Here is a 19,419-nt window from a genome sequence, read left to right as displayed (position 1 = left end):
ACCCGGCGCGTAGGGTGGAAGCATGTCGCGCGTCCTCGTCTTCGGCGGCCATGGCCGCATCGCCCTCCTGCTCGCCCCGCTGCTCGTCGCCCGCGGCGACGAGGTCACCAGCGTGATCCGCAATCCCGACCACGTCGCCGACGTGGAGGCCACGGGGGCCACCGCCCTGGTGGCCGATATCGAACAGCTCGACGTCGACGCCCTCGCCGAGATCATCCGCGGGCACGACGCCGTGGTGTGGTCGGCCGGCGCGGGCGGCGGTGACCCGAAGCGCACCTACGCTGTCGATCGCGACGCGGCGGAGCGGTCGATGGACGCCGCCGAGCGTGCCGGCGTCGAGCGCTACGTCCTGGTGTCCTGGATCGGCTCCACCGCGGAGCACGGGATCCCGCAGGACGACCCGTTCTTCGCGTACGCCGACGCGAAGTGGGCCGCCGACGAGCACCTCCGCGGCTCGAACCTCGCCGGGACGATCCTCGGACCGGGCGGTCTCACGTTCGACGAGCCGACCGGACGCATCCAGATCGACCCCGAAGACCGGGGAGAGGTCTCGCGCGCCGACGTCGCGGCCGTCATCGTCGAGGCACTGCAGAATCCGGCGACCGTCGGCCGCACGATCCGCTTCGGCAACGGCGACGCGGACTCCTCGCTCCCGATCGCCGAGGCCCTCGCGGGCTGACCGTGGCGGAGGCCCCGACGTGCCCCTGAGGCCCGCGCGACGGCGCACGGTCGGTGTGCTCGCCGCGCTGGCGCTCGCCCTCTGTGCGCCGCCCGCCGCCGCGCCGCCGCTGCCCGCTGCGACATCGACCGCAGCGACGTCGACCGCCCCTCCCGCGCCTGCCGCTGCCGCGACCACCGCGGGGGAGACTCCCGCGCCCACCGACGATGCCGGGAGCGCCGACGCCACGGTGGACGCCGCCGACACCGCGTATCTCCGCGAACGCGCCGCCGCCGCGGTCGCCGACCTGCCCGTGGCGCAGCAGGCGGCCTCCATCGTGATGGGACACATCGGCGGCACCGACCCGGCAGCGCTGGCCGCCTACATGCAGGCCGGGTTCGGCGGGTTCATCCTGATGGGGGCGAACATCCCTGGCACCGACGCCGAGCTGCACGCGCTCACGGATGCTCTCGCGGTGGACCCGACGCTGCCTCCGCTGATCGCGGTGGACCAGGAGGGCGGCCTGGTCTCCCGGCTCGACGGGGACGTGTTCCCCGCCTCGACGACCCTCAAGGACCGTCCGGTCGCCGACACGTCGGCCGCGTTCGCCGCCCGCGGTGCACTGGTGGCCCGTGCGGGCATCACGGTGAACTTCGGCACGGTCGCAGACGTCACCGCCGACAGCGGCTCGTTCATCTTCGGGCGGGCCCTCGGCGCCGACCCGTCCGGGGCGGCCGAGCGCGTCGCGGCGGCCACCTCGGCGCAGCAGCCGTTCGTCGCCTCCGCACTCAAGCACTTCCCCGGCCACGGTGCGGCTCCGGGCGACTCGCACCACGCGATCCCGACCACCGGACGGAGCCTGGAGGAGTGGAAGACGACGGACGCGGTGCCCTTCGCCGCGGGCATCGACGCGGGAGCCTCCCTCCTCATGTACGGGCATCTCGCCTACACCGCCGTCGACCCGCTGCCCGCCTCCCTGTCCGCGACGTGGCACACGCTCGCCCGTGACGAGCTCGGCTTCGACGGTGTCTCGGTGACGGACGACCTCGGGATGCTGCTGTCGTCGGGCGACCCCGCCTACGCCGATCCGGTGGCGAACGGGGTGGCGGCGGTCGCGGCGGGCAACGACCTGGTGCTCATGGTCGCCGGCTCCGACGCGCAGACCGCCGGACGCATGGCCGCGGGCATCGCGGCGGCGGTCGACGCGGGCACCCTGCCCGCGGAGCGGCTGGCGGACGCCGCGACGCGAGTACTGGCCCTGCGGATGCAGCTCGCGGGATCCACCGCGACCTGGGGAGTCTGCGACACCTGCACCCCGGCGGGCTGAGGCGGAAGCGACGGCTCAGGCGACGGCGCGTGCGTCCGAGCCGAGCCAGGCGCGGAGCAGAGCCGCGCGCAGCACCGCCCCCCGCTCCGCGAAGCCGCGCTGTCGTCGCACGTACTCGGCCTTGCCCTCCGGCGTCTCGATGCGCACGGGCTCCACGTCCCAGGCGGCCAGGTCGTAGGGCGCGGCCTGCATGTCCAGCAGGCGGATGTCCCTCGCCAGCTCATAGGTGTCGAGCAGCAGCTCACCGGGCACGAGCGGCCCGAGCTTCATGGCCCAGCGGTACAGGTCCATGCCGGCGTGCAGGCACCCCGGCTGCTCGACCTGGGGCTGCCCGTCCCTGCTGAGCGTCGTCCGGTTGCGTGGCACGGCCTGCGGGGTGAAGAACCGGAACGCGTCGAAGTGGGTGCACCGCAGGTCGTGCGACTCCACGACCGCGTCGGTGCCGTCCTTCCCGAGGCGCAGCGGCACGGGGTGACGGTGCTCGTCCGCGCGATACACCATCGCCCACTCGTGGAGTCCGAAGCAGCCGAACTGACCGGGCCGCGAGGCCGTGCGACGCAGCATGCGCTTGACCAGCGCGGCCAGCTCGGGCTTCTCGGCCGCGTACCGGTCGGCATCGGGAACCACCGCGTCGGGGGTCGCGCCGGGGGAGTACCAGCGCCACCCGGCACGCTCGGCGGCGTCACGTAGCTCGACCCCCGCACCGGGGTGCCAGCGCCGCAGCTGCGCGGGCTTGTAGGCGTAATAGGTGTGGAGGAAGTCCCACACCGGGTGCTTCTCGCCGCGGGACAAGCGGGCACGGTGGTCGGCGGTCAGCGCGTCGGCACGCTCCCGATGCGCCTGCTCCCGCGGGAGCCACTCCTCGCGCGACAGGGCCATGTCAGTGCAGGATGCCCACGGCGCCGAGCTGATCGCGCAACCCGGCGCCGTCTTCGGCGCTGACCCACGGGGCGGCGTCCGCCTCGTGCGACTCCATCTCGGCGCGCCCACCGGCGAGTACGGCCTCGGCGGGAAGGAGGCGCCGGATGGCCACACCGGCCACGGAGTCGGGGTGCTCTTCCTGGAACTGCGTGTAGATGGCCTCGTCGTGCTGGCCGTCGTCGCCGATCAGCAGCCACTTCACCTCGGGGAATTCGGTGGCCAGGCGGCGCAGGTTCGTGAGCTTGTGCTCGCGGCCGCTGCGGAACCAGCGGTCGTGCGTCGGGCCCCAGTCGGTCAGCAGCAGCGACCCTGCGGGGAACAGGTGCCGACCGAGGAACCGGGAGAGCGTCGGCGCGACGTTCCAGGCGCCCGTGGACAGGTACACCATGGGGGCGCCGGGGTGCTGACGCAGGAGCTGGTCGAGGAGCACGGCCATGCCGGGGACCGGGATGCGCGCGTGCTCGTCCACGACGAACGAGTTCCAGAAGGCGATGAACGGACGGGGGAGCGCCGTGACCATGACCGTGTCGTCCACGTCGGACACGACCCCGAACCGGGTGTCCTCCGCGACGATGAACGCCCGCGCCTCGATCGGCTCCTGCCCCTCGACCGTGATCGTGAACGTCTGCCAGCCGGGTTCGAGGTCGGCGCGGATCACGGCATCGATCACACCACCGCGGTCAGCGACGACCTGGTGTGTGCTGTCGGCCACGTGCACGCTGACCGACGCGAAGCCGACCGGGATGCCGACGAAGCTGCGCCAGCCGCGGATGCTCGCCGGCTCACCGTCCCGGTTGCTGCGCTGCGGCGGCACGATGAGCACCCGCCCCAGCACGCGCACCCACCCGGGACCGCCGTAGCCGGGGAAGGGGAGGATGGTGGCGTTGCGGCCGCGTCGGCGCGCTCGTCCCTCGCGCCACACGTGGAGGCGGTGCTCGAGCCGTGCGAACCAGTGGATCCTGGGCGCCGGGGGTGGGGAAGCCATTGCCTCAGTCTTTCACGTCGGCGTCCGCCCCCGCCTCCGGGGCCTCCAGATGCCGTGCCTCCAGGCGGTGCAGGAGCCGCTTGCCCAGGTACGCCAGGATCAGGAAGAGCGCGATCACGCCGACGAAGATGTAGCCAGCGAAGTGCACGCGGTCCACGAGCTCACGGAAGCTCCCCGCCGCGAGAGAGGTGACGCTGACGTAGGCGGACGCCCAGATGATGCACGCGGGCGTCGTCCATGCCAGGAAGCGGCGATACGGGTACTCGCTCATCCCGACGGTCAGCGGCACCAGGGAGTGCAGCACGGGAAGGAAGCGGGAGAGGAAGATCGCGATTCCGCCGCGGCGGGCGAGGTAGTTCTCCGCGCGCACCCAGTTCTGCTCGCCGATGCGACGCCCCAGCCACGATGAGCGGATGTGGGGGCCGAGCCACCGGCCGAGCCAGAAGCCGATGCTCTCGCCGATCAGGGCGCCGATCACGACGGCCGCGCCCATGGCGACGCCCTCCCACGGCGTCGCGACGCCCATGGAGGCGATGATCACGATCGTGTCGCCCGGCACGATCAGACCGATCAGGATGCTCGTCTCCAGCATGACCGCGAGCCCGGCGACCAGCGTGCGCGTGACCGGATCGATCGACTGCACGGTGTCGAGGAGCCAGAGCAGGAGGTCGTCCACCCCCTGAGAATATCGGCAGGCCCCCGGACCTAGGCTGGGAAGGTGCGCGCGCACCTGAGCCCCCGACCCCTGCCGACCTGGGCCGACCCCGAGCGGCTGTTCCGCGCGCTCGCCGCCAGAGCGGGCGACGTGTTCTGGCTGGACGCGGGGGACGGAGCCGCGGAGGGGTGGAGCCTGATGGGGGTCGGCGTGCCGTCGCCGCGACCCGACGATGTACGGCTGGACGGCCCCGCACCCGAGCCCGGGCTTCCTCCGTTCCTCGGCGGATGGGTCGGCTGGTGCGCGTACGAGGGCGGTGCCGCGGCCGCCGGTGCCCCCGTGTCCTCGGACGACCCGGTGCCCGACGGCTGGATGCGGGTGACCCACGCGATCGCCTGGGACCACGCGCGCCACCGCCTGTGGGCGCTCGACCCCGTGGGGACCGGCGCAGACCCCTGGGCGGATGAGCTCCTCGCCGCGGCGGTCGACCCCGCTGCCGCGCCACCGGATCCGGCACCGGAGACCACCGTGGCCCGGCACACCCCCGCGGAGTACGCCGAGCTCATCGAGCGGTGCCGCGCCCTGATCCGCGCGGGCGTCGCGTATCAGCTCTGCCTCACCACGCGCTTCACCGTGCCGGGGACGCACGACCCGGTCGAGGTGTACCGGAGGCTGCGGTCGGCGACCCCCGCGCACCACGGGGGGTTCGTGCGCATCGGCGGGCGCGCGCTGCTGAGCGCCAGTCCGGAGCAGTTCCTCCACGCGGCGGGCGGAGTCGTGCGCACCCGGCCGATCAAGGGCACCCGGCCGCGCAGCACCGACCCCGACACGGATGCCGCGCTCGCCGCCGAGCTCGCCGGCGACCCGAAGGAGCGCGCGGAGAACGTGATGATCGTCGATCTCATGCGCAACGACCTGTCGCGCGTGTGCGTGCCCGGCACGATCCGCGTCGACGGGCTGTGGGTCGTGGAGAGCTACCCGGCCGTGCACCAGCTCGTGAGCACGGTGAGCGGCACCCTGGCGGACGGCGTCACGCTCGGCGCGCTGCTCGCGGCTGCGTTCCCCGCCGGCAGCATGACCGGAGCGCCGAAGCTGTCGGCGATGACGCGGCTGCACGAGCTGGAGAGCGGCCCCCGGGGGGTGTACGCCGGCTGCTTCGGCTACGTGGGCGTGGACGGCGCGGTCGACCTCGCGATGGTGATCCGCAGCATCGTGATCGCGGGGGACGAGGCCGTGGTCGGAGCGGGCGGCGGGATCACGTGGGGCTCGGTGCCGGCGGCCGAGGTCGCCGAGGTCGCGACCAAGGCGAGGGCTCCGCTCGCGGCGCTGGGCGCGGAGCCGCCCTGGCCGTGGGGTTCCGATATCCTGAACTGATCCCGCAATTCCCCTCAGATTGGTCGTGCGTTCGTTGTCCGAGAACCTGTCCACCGCTCCCGTCGACGAGGAGATGCCCTCGGCGCACGCCATCCAGGCCAAGTGGCAGAAGTACTGGGCGGAGCACGAGACGTTCCTCACCGGCGGCGACGGCGACACCCGCCCGCGGCGCTACGTCCTGGCGATGTTCCCGTACCCCTCGGGCGACCTGCACATGGGGCACGCGGAGAACTACCTCTACTCCGACATCGTGGCGCGGTTCTGGCGTCACCGCGGGCACAACGTGCTCAACCCGATCGGCTGGGACTCGTTCGGCCTGCCCGCCGAGAACGCGGCGATCCGCCAGGGCGCGGACCCGCGCGAGTGGACCTATCAGAACATCGCGCAGCAGAAGGTCGGCTTCGAGCAGTACGGCGTCTCGTTCGACTGGAGCCGCGTCCTGCACACGTCCGACCCGGAGTACTACCGCTGGAACCAGTGGCTGTTCCTGAAGATGTACGAGCGCGGCCTGGCGTACCGCAAGAAGAGCCCGGTCAACTGGTGCCCGAACGACCAGACGGTGCTGGCGAACGAGCAGGTCGTCGACGGTCGCTGCGAGCGCTGCGGCTACGAGGTCGTGAAGAAGAAGCTCACCCAGTGGTATTTCCGCATCACCGACTACGCGGATCGGCTGCTCGACGACCTGAATCAGCTCGAGGGTTTCTGGCCGCACAAGGTGCTGCAGATGCAGCGCAACTGGATCGGCCGCTCGGTCGGCGCCGACGTGGACTTCCGCATCGAGGGCCGTGACGAGCCGGTGACGGTGTTCTCCACGCGCCCCGACACCCTGCACGGTGCGACGTTCTTCGTGGTGGCGCCCGACTCCGATCTCGCCGCTGAGCTGGCCGCCGAGGCTCCCGTCGAGGTGCGCCAGCGGTTCCAGGACTATCTGGAGCAGGTGCAGAAGGAGTCCGACATCGATCGGCAGTCCACGGATCGCCCCAAGACGGGCGTGTTCCTGGAGCGCTACGCGATCAACCCCGTGAACGGCGAGAAGCTGCCGGTGTGGGCCGCCGACTACGTGCTGGCCGACTACGGCCACGGCGCCGTGATGGCGGTTCCCGCGCACGACCAGCGCGACCTCGACTTCGCCCGCGCCTTCGACCTGCCGGTCAAGGTCGTGGTCGACACGACCGCGCCGATCACGGGGGCCATGCCGGTGATCGAGGTCGATGAGGAGGGCGTCCCGATCGACACGGGCGCCGCCCTCGACGAGCAGCACCCCGCATCGACGGGTGTCGCGCTCACGGGCGACGGCCGCATGATCAACTCGGGTCCGCTGAACGGGCTGTCCAAGCGCAACGCGATCGCCCGCGCGATCGAGCAGCTGGAGGCATCGGGCACGGGCCGTGCGGCGAAGAACTACCGTCTGCGCGACTGGCTGATCTCGCGACAGCGCTTCTGGGGAACGCCGATCCCGATGCTGCACGGCGACGACGGCCGCATCGTGCCTGTGCCCGAGGACCGGCTGCCCGTGAAGCTGCCGAGCGTCGAGGGACTCGACCTCAAGCCCAAGGGCACCTCGCCGCTGGGCGGGGCGGAGAGCTGGGTGCGCACGACCGACCCGGAGACCGGCGACCCCATGCTGCGCGACCCCGACACGATGGACACGTTCGTCGACAGCTCGTGGTACTTCCTGCGCTTCCTCTCGCCGAACAGCGACACCGTGGCGTTCGACCCCGCCCAGGCGTCGCGCTGGGCGCCGGTGGACTCCTACATCGGCGGCGTCGAGCACGCGATCCTGCACCTGCTCTACGCGCGCTTCATCACGAAGGTCCTGTTCGACATGGGCCTGATCGACTTCACCGAGCCGTTCTCGAACCTGATCAATCAGGGGATGGTGCTGCTCGACGGGCAGAAGATGTCGAAGAGCAAGGGCAACCTGGTGCTGTTTCAGGAGGAGCTCGACGCGCACGGCGCCGATGCGCTGCGCGTGGGTCTCGCCTTCGCCGGTCCGGTGGAGGACGACAAGGACTGGGCGGACGTGTCGACCACGGGCGCGCAGAAGTTCCTCTCGCGTGCGCTGCGCATCGGGCACGAGGTGTCCAGCCCGGTCGACGTGGTGTTCGACGGGGGAGACGCGGCCCTGCGTCGCGCCACGCACAAGCTGCTCGCGGAGGCTCCGGCCCTGGTCGAGCAGACCAAGTTCAACGTGCTGGTCGCCCGGTTGATGGAGCTGGTGAACGTCACCCGCAAGACCATCGACGGTGCGGGCGGTGCGGGCGACCCCGCGGTGCGCGAGGCCGCCGAGACCATCGCCGTGATGCTCGACCTGATCGCGCCGCACACCGCGGAGGAGATGTGGGAGCTGCTCGGGCACGAACCGTCCGTCGGACTGGTCACGTGGCGCTCGGCCGACCCCGCGCTGCTCGTGGAGGACACCGTGACGGCCGTCGTGCAGGTGGGCGGCAAGGTGCGGGCTCAGCTCGAGGTCCCCGCGCGCATCGGCGAGGCCGAGCTGGAAGCGCTCGCTCGCGCGGATGAGCGCGTGATCCGGTCGATCGGCGACCGCGAGATCGTGAAGGTCGTCGTGCGCGCTCCCAAGATCGTCAGCATCGTCGTCGCGGGCTGATCCGTCGCGACCTCCGGAGCCGCGGTCACGCGTCCCGGTCGGCGCGCGCGGCGTCCGCGACGGCGATGCCCCGGCGCATCGCCGCGCGAGACGCCTCGTCCCACGGGCCGGACTCCGCGAGCGGGATCTCGGTCAGGTAGCGGCGCTCGGACTCCGGCAGGAGCGTCACGAACCGGGTCGGATCGGAGCCGGCCATCGCATACAGAGCCGGACCGTCCGCGTAGTACAGATCGCACGCGACGAGACGCCCGTCGCTGCCGCGCATGATGTTGGACGGGTTCTGATCGAGGGGGCCGCACCAGGGCAGCGCCCGCGCTGCCCTGGCATGGATGCGGCGCACGACGTCGACGAGCTCGGCGACGTGCGGTGCGCGTTCGGCGATGGCGGTGTGGAAGGCGACCGCGTCCTTCTCGTCGACCGCGTGGAGCCACTCCATCACCTGCAGATCGCCGCCGCCCGCGAGTCGGCGGTGCGCGAACAGTCGCGGTACTTGACCGGTGTGCGCGGCTTCGCGATATAGCGCGGCCGTGTACGGTCCGACCGGATCGAACGGGCTGATGCGCACCGCGGCGACGCCGTCGGGTGAGCGCAGGGCGAGGGCCCAGTCGCCCGCGCCGCTCGGCGTCCAGCCCGCCTCGCGGAAAGCGCGCTCAGCGTCGCGATGAGAGGCCTCCGGGGGCAGGTCGTCGACGATGTCGGTCACCGGTCCAGTCTGCGTCACGCGGCGGGCACGCATCGGAAGAGAGAGCGGCGTGCCCGGGCGCCGGCTCCCGCGTGCTGCCGGCCTGGCGGCGTCGGAGCGAGCTCGGCTCCGATCGCCCCGCCTCCGGCTCTGCACGGCGGACCGGGCGCCGCTGTTGTCCACGACCGGCGGTTCTCCGTGGTCGCGGGGGGTCTGCGGAGACCTACCGTGACGGGGTGACTCCTCCCGCACCGACACCCGTACCCCGGCAGCGACGACTGCGGCTCGGTGTCGGCGCCGCGGTGGCGCTGGCGCTTGTCGTGCTGTCGGCCGCGGTGGGTCTGGGCATCCTGCGCGGCCAGGGCGCTCCGGCGGAGTCCTTCCCGGTGGGCGACCGCGCGACGGCCGCGCCGTCGTCCGACGTGCTGTACGTGCACGTGCTCGGCGCGGTCGAGCGGCCGGGACTGTACGTCGTCAGCGGTGATGCGCGGCTGGTCGATGCGGTGGCGGCTGCGGGTGGTACGACGGTCGACGCCGACCTCGCCGCGATCAACCTCGCCCGCCGGGTCGAGGACGGCGAGCAGATCCTGGTGCCCGTGGTCGGCGGGTCGGGCGCCGGTTCTCCTGCCGCGGCACCCACGGACGCGCGGATTGACCTCAACGCGGCCGACCAGGCCGCGCTGGAGACGCTGCCGCGGATCGGTCCCGCCCTGGCTGCACGCATCATCGCGTGGCGGGAGGAGAACGGACGCTTCCAGTCGGTGGACGACCTCCTCGGCGTGCCGGGCATCGGGGAGAAGCTGCTCGCGGGATTGCGCGACGGGGTACGGGTGTGAAGTCCCGCGATCTCCGGCTCGTGCCGGTTGCCCTCGCGGTGTGGGCGGCGGCGCTCGTCTGCGTGTTCCAGCCCGGTCTCGCGGCGGCCTGTGCGCTCGTGTGCGGCGTCGCGGCGGGCGTCGTCCTGCTGGTGCTGCTCGCGCGGGGGAGGCACGGCGCGGGGCTGGTCCTCCTGATGCTCGCGGCGGCCGCGGCCACGGCGCTGTCCGTGGGGTACGCCCTTCCGTCGCGCGAAGCCGCCGCGGGACAGGGCGGCCGCGTGGTCGAAGCGGTGGTCGAGGTCACGTCGTCCGCGTCCACCGGTCAGGACGGGCGGCTCTGGGTCGAGGCGACCACGCAGAGCCTCGGTCCGCCGGGTCGGGCGCGCCCGGTCGCGGTGCCGGTGCGGATCGGGACCGCGACAGCCGACGGCATCGACCTCGGCGCTCGGCTCCGCGTCGTGGGGGAGACCTCGGCGACAGAGGCGGGGGAGCGCGCGGTGCTGGTGCTCTACGCCACGACCACGGAGGTCGTGCAGCCCACGTCCGGGGTGTTCGGCGTGGCCGCCACGGCGCGCCGCGCCTTCGTCGACCGCGCGCTGCGGCTGCCCGAGCCGGGCGGCGCGCTCCTGCCGGGACTCGCCGTGGGGGACACCAGGGCGGTGGGCTCCGACCTGGACGAAGACATGCGTTCGAGCGGTCTCAGTCACCTCACGGCCGTCAGCGGGGCGAACTGCGCGATCGTGGTGGCGGCGGTCTTCGGGCTCACGGCGCTGTGCGGTGGCGGCCGGGCGCTGCGGGTGGTGCTCGCGGCCACGGCGCTCTCCGGCTTCGTGGTGCTGGTCACGCCGGAGCCGAGCGTGGTGCGCGCCGCGGTGATGGCGGGCGCGGGGATGCTGTCCGTGCTCCTGGGACGACCGAGCGCCGGTGCAGGCGTGCTCGCCCTGTCGACGATCATGATCCTGGTGTCCGATCCGTGGCTCGCCGCGACGCCCGGCTTCGCGCTGTCGGCCGTCGCGACGGGCGCACTCATCCTGCTCGCACCGCCGTTGTCACGCGGATTGCGACGGTGGATGCCGGGCCCGGTCGCGCTGGCGATCGCGGTCCCGCTCTCGGCGCAGCTCGCGTGCGGCCCCATCATCGCGCTGTTCGCGGAACAGCAGTCGCTCATCGGCGTGGCGGCGAACCTGATCGCGGAACCCGCGGCACCGGTCGCGACCGTGGTCGGGCTGCTCGCCTGCCTCGCGGGGCCCGTGCCCGCGGTCGCCGACCTCCTGGCCGCCACCGCGTGGCTGCCCGCGACCTGGATCGCGACGACCGCCCAGGTGACCGCGGACCTGCCCGGTGCGACCATCCTGCTGCCCGCAGGGATCGGCAGCGCGGCACTGGTCGCCGGGCTCGGCGCCGCGGTCGCGGTCGTGTGCCTGGAGGGCGGGAGCCGTGGTCCGCGGTGGCGCGTGCGCGGCGGCGCCGTGCTGCGCGGTGGCGCCGTGACGGTGCTCGTGGTCGCCGGCTCCCTCGCCGGGGCGCAGGCCCTTCTCGGCGGGCCCCTCGCGACGGCCGCGACCCCGGACGCCTGGTCGATCGCCGCGTGCGACGTGGGTCAGGGCGACGCGCTGCTCGTCCGATCCGAGGGCGCCGTGGCTCTGATCGACACCGGTCCGGCGCCGGAACCTCTTCGCGACTGCCTGCGCTCGCTCGGCATCGACCGACTCGACCTGCTCGTGCTCACCCACTTCGACCTGGACCATGCCGGCGGCGTCGAGGCCGTGCGGGGCCGGGTGTCCGCGGTGCTGCACGGGCCGACCGCCGACGCGGACGACGAGCGGACCCTCGCCTCGCTCGCGGCCGGGGGAGCACAGGTCGAGCAGGCGTCCGCGGGGCTCAGGGGAACCCTGGGCGGGGCGACCTGGCGCGTGCGGTGGCCCGTTCGCGATACGACGGCGTTCCCCGCGGGCAACGACCTCGGCGTCGTGATGGAGTTCAGCGGGGGAGAGGTGCCTCGCTCGCTCTTCCTCGCCGATCTGTCGGCCCCTGCGCAGCGGCTGCTCCAGCGTTCGGAGCGCCTCGGCCCGTACGCGGTGGTGAAGGTCGCCCACCACGGCAGCGCCGATCAGGACCCCGGGCTCTACCAGGCGCTCTCACCCGTGGTCGCGCTCATCAGCGTGGGTGCCGACAACGACTACGGGCACCCGCGCCGTGAGACGCTCGACCTGCTGGGCGCGCTGGGGGCCCAGGTGTATCGGACCGACGAGCGCGGACGCATCCTGCTCGGGCTGCGTCACGGCGCTCTGGCGATGTGGAGCGAGACGACCCCCGAGCGTCGAGGTCGTCGCCGCGGCAGCGGGACATCGTGCAGGTCTGCGCCGAACCAGCGGCAGCGCTCGTCCGATCGCGGTGTCGGACGCCGCCGGTAGGCTGGGGTTATGGCAGCGTCCCGTCCTCCCGCCCGCGGTGGCGCGAAGCCCGCGAAGATCCCGCAGGTGTCGTGGCGCGAGCCCCGTCCCGCCCCGATCGTGCTCGTCTCCGGTCCGGAAGAGGTCTGCGCCGAGCGTGCGATCGCCGGTGTCCGCGACTATCTGCGCGCCGAGGATCCGGCCCTCGAGGTCAGCGACGTCCGCGCCGACGACTACGCCCCGGGCACGCTCCTGGCCCTCACGTCGCCCTCCCTGTTCGGTGAGCCGCGCCTGGTGCGGGTCTCAGGCGTCGAGAAGTGCTCCGACGCGTTCCTGCAGGAGGCCGTGTCCTATCTCGAGCAACCGCAGGAGGGCGCCACGGTCGTGCTCCGTCACACGGGCGCGAGCGTTCGTGGCAAGAAGCTGCTCGACGCCCTGCGTGCCGGTACGGGCGGGGGCATCGAGATCCCCTGCCCGGCGATCAAGCGAGACGGCGACAGGGTCGACTTCGCGGCGGGGGAGTTCGCGGCCGCCAAGAAGCGCATCGCGCCCCCGGCCCTGCGAGCCCTGGTCTCCGCGTTCGCCGATGACCTCACCGAGCTCGCCGCCGCCTGCCAGCAGCTGATCGGCGACGTCGAGGGCGACGTCACGGAAGAGGTCGTCACCAAGTACTACGGCGGCCGCGTCGAGGTGTCGGCGTTCGTCGTCGCCGACACGGCGATCGCCGGGCGCTACGGCGAGGCCCTGGTGTCGCTGCGGCACGCCCTGGCCTCCGGAGCGGATCCGGTGCCCATGGTCGCGGCGTTCGCCATGAAGCTGCGCACGATGGCGCGGGTCGCCGGGAATCGGGAGCCGAGCCGTCAGCTCGCGCAGCGCCTCGGGATGAAGGACTGGCAGGTCGACCGCGCCCGCCGCGACCTCGCGGGCTGGAACGAGCGGTCGCTCGGGATGGCGATCCAGGCCACCGCCCGCGCCGACGCCGAGGTGAAGGGGGCCGCCCGCGACCCGATCTTCGCGCTCGAGCGCATGGTCACGGTCATCGCCACGCGGGAGCCCTTCGGCGGCTGAGCGCGCGGAGCCCGCAGCCTGGCAGCGGCCCGCCACCCGTGAAGAGCGCGTCGCCGGCGCGCAGTCCCGGCGCGAGCGTGTGCCGCTGCGCGCCGCCTCCGCGATGGAGGCATGTTCCCGGCCCCTCGCTTGTCCCGTGTCGACCTCACGCGTTCCGGGAACGACAGAAGGCCCGCCTCGCGAGGAGACGGGCCTTCCGGATGATCAGATGCTCAGAGAGCGGCGACCTTCTTGGCGATGGCCGACTTGCGGTTGGCCGCCTGGTTCTTGTGGAGCACGCCCTTGCTGACGGCCTTGTCGAGCTTGACCGTGGCCTTCTTCAGGACCTTCTCGGCGGCGGCCTTGTCGCCGGCGGCGACGGCCTCGCGGGTCTGGCGGACGAGAGTCTTCAGCTCGCTCTTCACGGCCTTGTTGCGCTCGTGAGCCTTCTCGTTGGTCTTGTTGCGCTTGATCTGCGACTTGATGTTTGCCACGTGTGGACGCTTTCTGTACAGGAGTTGTTCGGAGTGCCGGCAGCAGAAGAGGGCTGCTGCACGGCGGTCGTGAGGGAAGAACCCACACGCAAGCCAAGAGTCAACTCTACCAGTCCCGGATGCATCGCGCGAAACGAGGCCGCGTCCGCGAAACTGCGTCGCGCTCGGAGTGGTACCGGGTGCAGAATCATCCTGACCCGACAACGACGTCAAGGAGCCCCATGACCCCCGCCTCCGTTCCTTCCCCCGCGCTCGGCCGGCTCCGCTGGTCTGCGGCGACCTCGGCGCTCCAGATCGAGGGCTCGCGCTCCGCCGACGGGGGAGGGCGCTCGATCTGGGACGACTACCTCGAAGCTCCCGGCGCGATCGTCGACGGCTCCACCGCCGACCCCGCCTGCGACAGCTACCGCCATCCCGAGCGTGACGCCGACCTCGCCTCCGCCCTCGGCCTCAACCGCTACCGCTTCTCGATCCCGTGGGCGCGGGTGCAGCCCGACGGACGTGGGCGCGGGAACACCGCAGCCCTCGACCACTACTCCCGGTTCGTCGATCTGCTGCTGGAGCGCGGCGTCACGCCGTTCCCCACGCTGTTCCACTGGGAGATGCCGAGCACCGTGGAGGAGACGGGCGGGTGGCTCGCGCGCGACACCGCCGAGCGATTCGGCGAGTATGCGGCGATCGTGGCCGACCGCCTGGGCGACCGCGTCGCGCACTGGTACACCCTCAACGAGCCGGCGATGACGACGCTCCAGGGCTATGCCGTGGGTGCCCTCGCGCCGGGTAAGCAGCTGCTGTTCGACGCGCTGCCCACCGCGCACCACCAGCTGCTGGCACACGCGCGGGCCGCGGCGGCGCTGCGCACGCGGGGGGCTACGGCGGTGGGACTGGTCAACAACCACACCTGGGTCCTCCCGCTGCACGATGCGCCTGAGGACCACGAGGCGGCGTTCGTCTACGACCTTCTGCACAACCGGATCTTCAGCACCCCGCTGCTCGACGGCGCGTACCCCGACCTCGAGGCGCTCGGGCTGCCGCCGCTGCCCGTCGAGGAGGGCGACCTGACCGCGATCGGCGGCTCGATCGACTTCTACGGCGTCAACTTCTACAACCCCACGACCGTGACGGCATCCACCGCCGGAGGACCCATCCCGTTCGACATCGTGCCGACCCCCGGTGTGCCGGTGACGGGTTTCGGACAGGAGTGGCCGATCATGCCGTCCGCCCTGCGCGACCTGCTGGTCGACCTGCACGCCCGGCACCCGCAGCTGCCGCCCGTGATCATCGGTGAGAACGGTGCCTCCTTCCCCGAGCCCGACACGGCGGCCCGCGTGGACGACGCCGACCGGATCTCCTACCTGTCGGGGCACATCGCCGCGGTCGCCGAGGCCATCGACGCCGGAGTACCGGTCGAGGAGTACACGGTGTGGTCGCTGCTGGACAACTGGGAGTGGGCCGACGGCTACACCCAGCGCTTCGGACTGGTGCACGTCGATTTCGCCACGGGGGAGTGCACCCCGAAGGCCTCGTACGACTGGTACCGCGACCTGATCGCCTCCGTCCGCACCGGTGCCACGACGTCGGCGGCGCGGCGATGACCGCGGCTCCGGCGACGCACCGCGTCCGGGCCGGCGCGCGGTGGATGTCGCTGTTCACGCTGGCGTGGCTGGCGATCTGGACCGTGCAGCTCACCCCGGTGCAGCTGCTCCTCCCGCTGCAGCTCGATACCCCGGAGGACGACTGGATCCGCGGGGTCGTGTCCTCCGGCCTCGTGCTCGGGGTGGGCGGACTGGCGGGCATCGTCGCCGGTCCGGCCGCCGGTGCCCTGTCGGATCGCGCGCGCGCCGGACGGCACCGCCGACGCCCGTGGGCGCTGGGTGGTGTCTGGCTGACGGCCCTGTGCCTGGTGCTGACCGGTTTCGCGACCGGACCCTGGGCGGTCGGTGCCGGGTGGGTGGGTGTCTCGATCGGCGTCGCGGTGTCGTCGGCCGCCTTCACCGCCCTGATCGCGGATCAGCTTCCGACCACGCAGCGGGGGGCCGCCTCCGCCGCCGTCGGCTCCGCCCAGGCGGTCGGGATCGTGCTCGGCGTCGGGCTGGTCGTGCTCCTCGGACTCGACATCGTGTCGGGCTACCTGCTCCTGGCCGCGGTGATCGCGATTGCGGGGTCGGTGGCCGCGCTCCTGCTGCCCGACCCGCCGACGACCGAGGCGCTGCGTCCCCGGGAGGCCGGACGCCCCCGGCTGGCCTCGCTGCGCGACCGAGACTTCGCCTGGATGCTGTCCGGTCGGCTGGTGACCAACGTCGGCAACGCGCTCGGGACCGCGCTGTTCCTGTTCTTCCTGCTGCACGGGCTGCGGCAGGAGAACGCGACCGCCCAGGACAACCTGCTGCTGCTGATCGTCGTCTACACGGTGTTCGTGGTGCTCGCATCTGTGGTCACCGGCCTCGTGTCCGACCGGACGGGGCGGCGCCGCACGCTCACCGTCGCCGCGACCGTGGTGCAGGCGGCGTCCGGCGTGGCGATCGTGCTGGTGCCCACGTTCGAGATGACGATGGTCGCCGCGGCGCTCATGGGGCTCGGCTACGGCGCCTTCTCCACGGTGGGACTCGCCTTCGCGGCCGACCTGCTGCCGGACGAGCAGGACCACGCGCGCGACCTCGGCATCGTGAACGTCACCGCGGCGCTCGGTCAGCTGATCGGCCCGGTGCTCGGGGCGGGGCTGGTGGCGCTGGTCGGCGGCTTCTGGCTCGTCTTCCTCGCCGCCGCGGTGCTGTCGCTCGTGGGGGGCCTGCTCACGGCGTTCGCGCGGCAGCCCGCCCGCTCATGAGTCCTCGGCCTGCGCCTCGACGGTGGCGATTGCGAGGGCCAGCACCGCGTTGAACACCCGGGGTCGCATGGCCGTGACCAGGTGCGTGGTGCGGGGGACCACGATGAGCTCCGCGTGCGGTGCGAGCCGGCGGAACAGCGGTTCGTTCAGGCGCAGCTGGTCATACTGCCCGTTCACGAACCACAGTGGCACGTCGATGCGCGGGACGGCGGCGGCCACGTCCAGCGCGGCCAGGCTGCGCAGCGCGGTGTCCTGCATGTCGAGCGCGTAGCCACCGGCCTGGAAGTCGGCGCGGTTCTCGGCGGGGATCGTGGCGGCGAGCATCTGCCGCGTGAGCCACAGGCCGCGGTCGGGGAGCGAGTCGACGGCCCGCGCGAACAGTCGGTACGCGCGGAGCCCTGCGCCCTGGGGAAGCGAGGTGCAGGCGGCCGCGACGAGCCCGGCGACCGGAGGACGCTCGGCGCCGCCGGTGTAGGCGAGGGAGAGCAGTCCGCCCATCGAGTGCCCGACCAGGAGCACGGGTCCGCGCTCGGCGGCGGCGCGCACGGCGGCGTCGATCGTGTGGAGTGCCTCGTGCAGCGTGAAGTCCTCCGCCATGCGGGAGCCGTGGCCCGGAAGATCGAGCGCGGTCACGGGGTGCCCGTGCTCCTCCAGGTACGCCACCTGGGAGCGCCACATGGTCGCCGAGGTGCGGATGCCGTGCACGAGGACGGTCTGGACGCTCACTTCTTCAGCATAAAGAAGCGGGGCCGGTGGCGAACCACCGACCCCGCGTCGACACGAGACGTGTCAGAGGGTGTTACTTCTCCCAGCCGACGTTCTCGACCGGCGTGACGCCGAACAGGTCGAGGCCCACGTAGGGCTCCGGCGTGAGGTTCGCCAGGCCGTTCTTGACCACGTAGATCGACGGGCCGTTGTAGAGCGGGATGACGCCCCACGTCTGCTCGATGATCTTCGGCTCGAGCTCCATGGAGGCGGCGGTCCAGGACTCCGCGTCCTTCTGCGACTCGACCTCGTCGGCGATCTGCTTGTCGATCTCGGCCGTGCCGGTGCCCGACAGGTTCAGCTGGCTGTCCGAGCAGTAGAGCTGGCAGAACCAAGCCGGACCGAACGGGTCGGAGTCGGTGAAGCGGAGCGACACCGCGTCCCAGTTCTTCGACGTCAGGTCGTTCGAGAAGTCGGCCGAGGGGCGGACGTCGATCTGCACGTCGATGCCGATCTCCTTCTGCTGCGCCTGGAGCGACTTCGCGAGGGCCTCGAGCGTGGGGTCCTCACCGAACACCGGGTAGGTGATGGACAGCTTCTCGCCGTCCTTCTCGCGGATGCCGTCGTCGCCCTCGGTCCAGCCGGCGTCGTCGAGCAGCTTCTTGGCGGCGTCGACATCGTTCTTCAGACCGGCGGTCGCGAACGAGTCGGAGTAGCCGTCCTGGAACGCATACATGTTCAGCGAACCGGCGGCCGGCTCCTCGTAACCGAGGCCGTTCCACGCGATCTGCTTCTGCTGGTCGATGTTGATGCCCATGAAGAAGGCCTTGCGCACGTCGATGTCCTCGAACTGCGGCTTGTCGGCGTCGACCATGATGATCGTCTTCGCGGTCTGCTGCGCGCGACGCACCGTGGTGTCGTCGACGTCCTGCAGCTGCTTCAGACGGTCGTTGGTGTTGGCGCCCACCATGTCGATCTCGCCGTTCTTGAAGGCGTTGATCGCGGCGTCCGGCTCCATCGCCGTGAAGGTCACCGAGTCGAGCAGCGGTGCGTTGCCCCACCACTCGGGGTTCGGCTTGAACGAGACGAAGCCGCCGTTCGGGTCGAACGTGTCGACCGTGTACGGTCCGGCGCCCCACTCGGGGTGCATGTTGCCGATGAAGCCCTCGTTGAAGACGGTCGGGTCGGCGACGGCCGGGTGCAGCACGCCACCGGTCAGGAACGCCATGGACGGCCAGGCATAGATGCCGTCGAAGGTGACGACCGCGGTCTTGGCGGAGTCGCCCTGCTCGACGCTCTTGATCTGCTTGTAGCCGTCGGTCGCGTTGGGGGTGAAGCCCTCGTCGTAGGAGCGGTTGGCCTTCCACGTCGCGTCGATGGCCGTCCAGTCCATGTCCGTGCCGTCGTTGAAGTGGGCCTCGTCCGTGAACGTGAACGTGATGGTGGTGTTGCCGTCCTTCTCGCCGATGTCGTAGGCGTCGAGGTACGCGTCGTTCTTCGTGACCTCGCCCTCCGGCGAGACGAGCAGGATCTGCGGCATGTACCACGACCACAGACGCACGGTGTCCGCGCTGCCGTCACCGTTGAAGGCGTTCAGCTGCTCGGGGATCTCGTTGATCGGGAAGTTGACCTCGCCACCCTCCTGCAGGTTGCTGCGGTCCTGGGGGTTGTAGTCGGCGGACTTGGTCTCGACCTTGTCGCCGCCGTTGTCCCCGCCACCGGTGTTTCCGGACCCGCTCGCGCAACCCGCGAGGGCGAGTGCCAGGGCGCCGCTGATCGCGATCGCCCCCAGCAACTTCTTGTTCTTCATGGTGCTCCTTTCGCCTTTCGGCGTTTCATAAAGGGAAGAATAGTTCGCGGTCGCGACCGGCATACCGCCCCGGAGTGAATCGCGCCTAACCGTTATCGGACGGTGACCAGCA

General features: G+C 71.9%; 16 protein-coding genes. 9 read left to right on the top strand and 7 right to left on the bottom strand.

The annotated features are described in order from the left end of the window. Nucleotides 1-22 precede the first annotated feature (22 nt). Both KV394_RS15085 and KV394_RS15080 read left to right on the top strand, forming a co-directional pair. Nucleotides 23-679, top strand: coding sequence for an SDR family oxidoreductase (locus KV394_RS15085; RefSeq protein ID WP_247981800.1), 657 nt, complete (start codon nt 23-25; stop codon nt 677-679). Between the two features lie 19 nt (nt 680-698). Further along, on the top strand, nt 699-1,985 hold the full coding sequence (locus KV394_RS15080; RefSeq protein ID WP_247981799.1) for a glycoside hydrolase family 3 N-terminal domain-containing protein: 1,287 nt from the start codon (nt 699-701) through the stop codon (nt 1,983-1,985). A gap of 15 nt (nt 1,986-2,000) precedes the next feature. Here KV394_RS15080 and KV394_RS15075 read toward each other — a convergent pair whose 3' ends face one another. From KV394_RS15075 to KV394_RS15065, 3 genes are read right to left on the bottom strand one after another with little or no spacing between them, the layout of a single operon-like run. Next, a complete protein-coding gene (locus KV394_RS15075; protein ID WP_247981798.1) occupies nt 2,001-2,864 on the bottom strand; it encodes a 3-methyladenine DNA glycosylase in 864 nt (287 codons plus the stop codon). Nucleotide 2,865: 1 nt separating this feature from the next. Beyond that, entirely contained in the window at nt 2,866-3,891 is a 1,026-nt protein-coding gene (locus tag KV394_RS15070; RefSeq protein ID WP_247981797.1) for an App1 family protein, read from the bottom strand. Between the two features lie 4 nt (nt 3,892-3,895). Beyond that, complete coding sequence (locus KV394_RS15065) at nt 3,896-4,567, bottom strand: DedA family protein (RefSeq protein WP_247981796.1); 672 nt, start codon at nt 4,565-4,567, stop codon at nt 3,896-3,898. 42 nt (nt 4,568-4,609) lie between these two features. Here KV394_RS15065 and KV394_RS15060 point away from each other — a divergent pair, with 42 nt between their 5' ends. Next, nucleotides 4,610-5,920 carry an anthranilate synthase component I family protein gene (locus KV394_RS15060; RefSeq protein ID WP_247981795.1) on the top strand — a complete coding sequence of 437 codons (1,311 nt, stop codon included), beginning with the start codon at nt 4,610-4,612 and terminating at the stop codon, nt 5,918-5,920. Between the two features lie 73 nt (nt 5,921-5,993). Continuing rightward, the gene (gene leuS, locus KV394_RS15055; RefSeq protein ID WP_136037320.1) at nt 5,994-8,531 is read left to right on the top strand and encodes a leucine--tRNA ligase; all 2,538 of its coding nucleotides are present in this window, start codon (nt 5,994-5,996) and stop codon (nt 8,529-8,531) included. Between the two features lie 25 nt (nt 8,532-8,556). Here the strand turns inward: leuS and KV394_RS15050 are convergent, their stop codons facing one another. After that, nucleotides 8,557-9,234 carry a hypothetical protein gene (locus tag KV394_RS15050; RefSeq protein ID WP_136045561.1) on the bottom strand — a complete coding sequence of 226 codons (678 nt, stop codon included), beginning with the start codon at nt 9,232-9,234 and terminating at the stop codon, nt 8,557-8,559. A gap of 215 nt (nt 9,235-9,449) precedes the next feature. Here KV394_RS15050 and KV394_RS15045 point away from each other — a divergent pair, with 215 nt between their 5' ends. The 3 genes from KV394_RS15045 to holA are packed head-to-tail and all read left to right on the top strand — an operon-like array spanning nt 9,450 to nt 13,492. Then, entirely contained in the window at nt 9,450-10,049 is a 600-nt protein-coding gene (locus tag KV394_RS15045; RefSeq protein WP_136045562.1) for a ComEA family DNA-binding protein, read from the top strand. Then, complete coding sequence (locus KV394_RS15040; RefSeq protein ID WP_247981794.1) at nt 10,046-12,445, top strand: ComEC/Rec2 family competence protein; 2,400 nt, start codon at nt 10,046-10,048, stop codon at nt 12,443-12,445. Before KV394_RS15045 ends, KV394_RS15040 begins: the two co-directional genes overlap by 4 nt. Nucleotides 12,446-12,454: 9 nt before the next feature. Further along, nucleotides 12,455-13,492 (top strand): DNA polymerase III subunit delta, encoded by a 1,038-nt coding sequence (gene holA / locus KV394_RS15035; protein ID WP_136030521.1) that lies wholly within the window; start codon nt 12,455-12,457, stop codon nt 13,490-13,492. A 212-nt stretch (nt 13,493-13,704) separates the two neighbouring features. Here holA and rpsT read toward each other — a convergent pair whose 3' ends face one another. Beyond that, nucleotides 13,705-13,965: a 30S ribosomal protein S20 gene (gene rpsT, locus KV394_RS15030; RefSeq protein WP_136030523.1), complete on the bottom strand. Its 261-nt coding sequence runs from the start codon at nt 13,963-13,965 to the stop codon at nt 13,705-13,707. Between the two features lie 221 nt (nt 13,966-14,186). Here rpsT and KV394_RS15025 point away from each other — a divergent pair, with 221 nt between their 5' ends. Next, complete coding sequence (locus KV394_RS15025) at nt 14,187-15,560, top strand: glycoside hydrolase family 1 protein (protein WP_247981793.1); 1,374 nt, start codon at nt 14,187-14,189, stop codon at nt 15,558-15,560. Next, nucleotides 15,557-16,792 (top strand): MFS transporter, encoded by a 1,236-nt coding sequence (locus KV394_RS15020; RefSeq protein WP_247981792.1) that lies wholly within the window; start codon nt 15,557-15,559, stop codon nt 16,790-16,792. Before KV394_RS15025 ends, KV394_RS15020 begins: the two co-directional genes overlap by 4 nt. Here the strand turns inward: KV394_RS15020 and KV394_RS15015 are convergent. Together KV394_RS15015 and KV394_RS15010 are read right to left on the bottom strand one after the other, a co-directional pair. After that, the gene (locus KV394_RS15015; RefSeq protein ID WP_136030529.1) at nt 16,787-17,518 is read right to left on the bottom strand and encodes an alpha/beta fold hydrolase; all 732 of its coding nucleotides are present in this window, start codon (nt 17,516-17,518) and stop codon (nt 16,787-16,789) included. The genes KV394_RS15020 and KV394_RS15015 overlap by 6 nt on opposite strands. A 73-nt stretch (nt 17,519-17,591) precedes the next feature. Then, nucleotides 17,592-19,307, bottom strand: a complete 1,716-nt coding sequence (locus KV394_RS15010; protein ID WP_136045721.1) for an ABC transporter family substrate-binding protein — start codon at nt 19,305-19,307, stop codon at nt 17,592-17,594. Between the last annotated feature and the right edge of the window lie 112 nt (nt 19,308-19,419).

This window comes from Microbacterium sufflavum (assembly GCF_023101165.1).
Lineage (GTDB): Bacteria > Actinomycetota > Actinomycetes > Actinomycetales > Microbacteriaceae > Microbacterium > Microbacterium sufflavum.
Note: the sequence above shows the minus strand (reverse complement) of the source record. Positions and strands in the feature narration are given on the sequence as shown.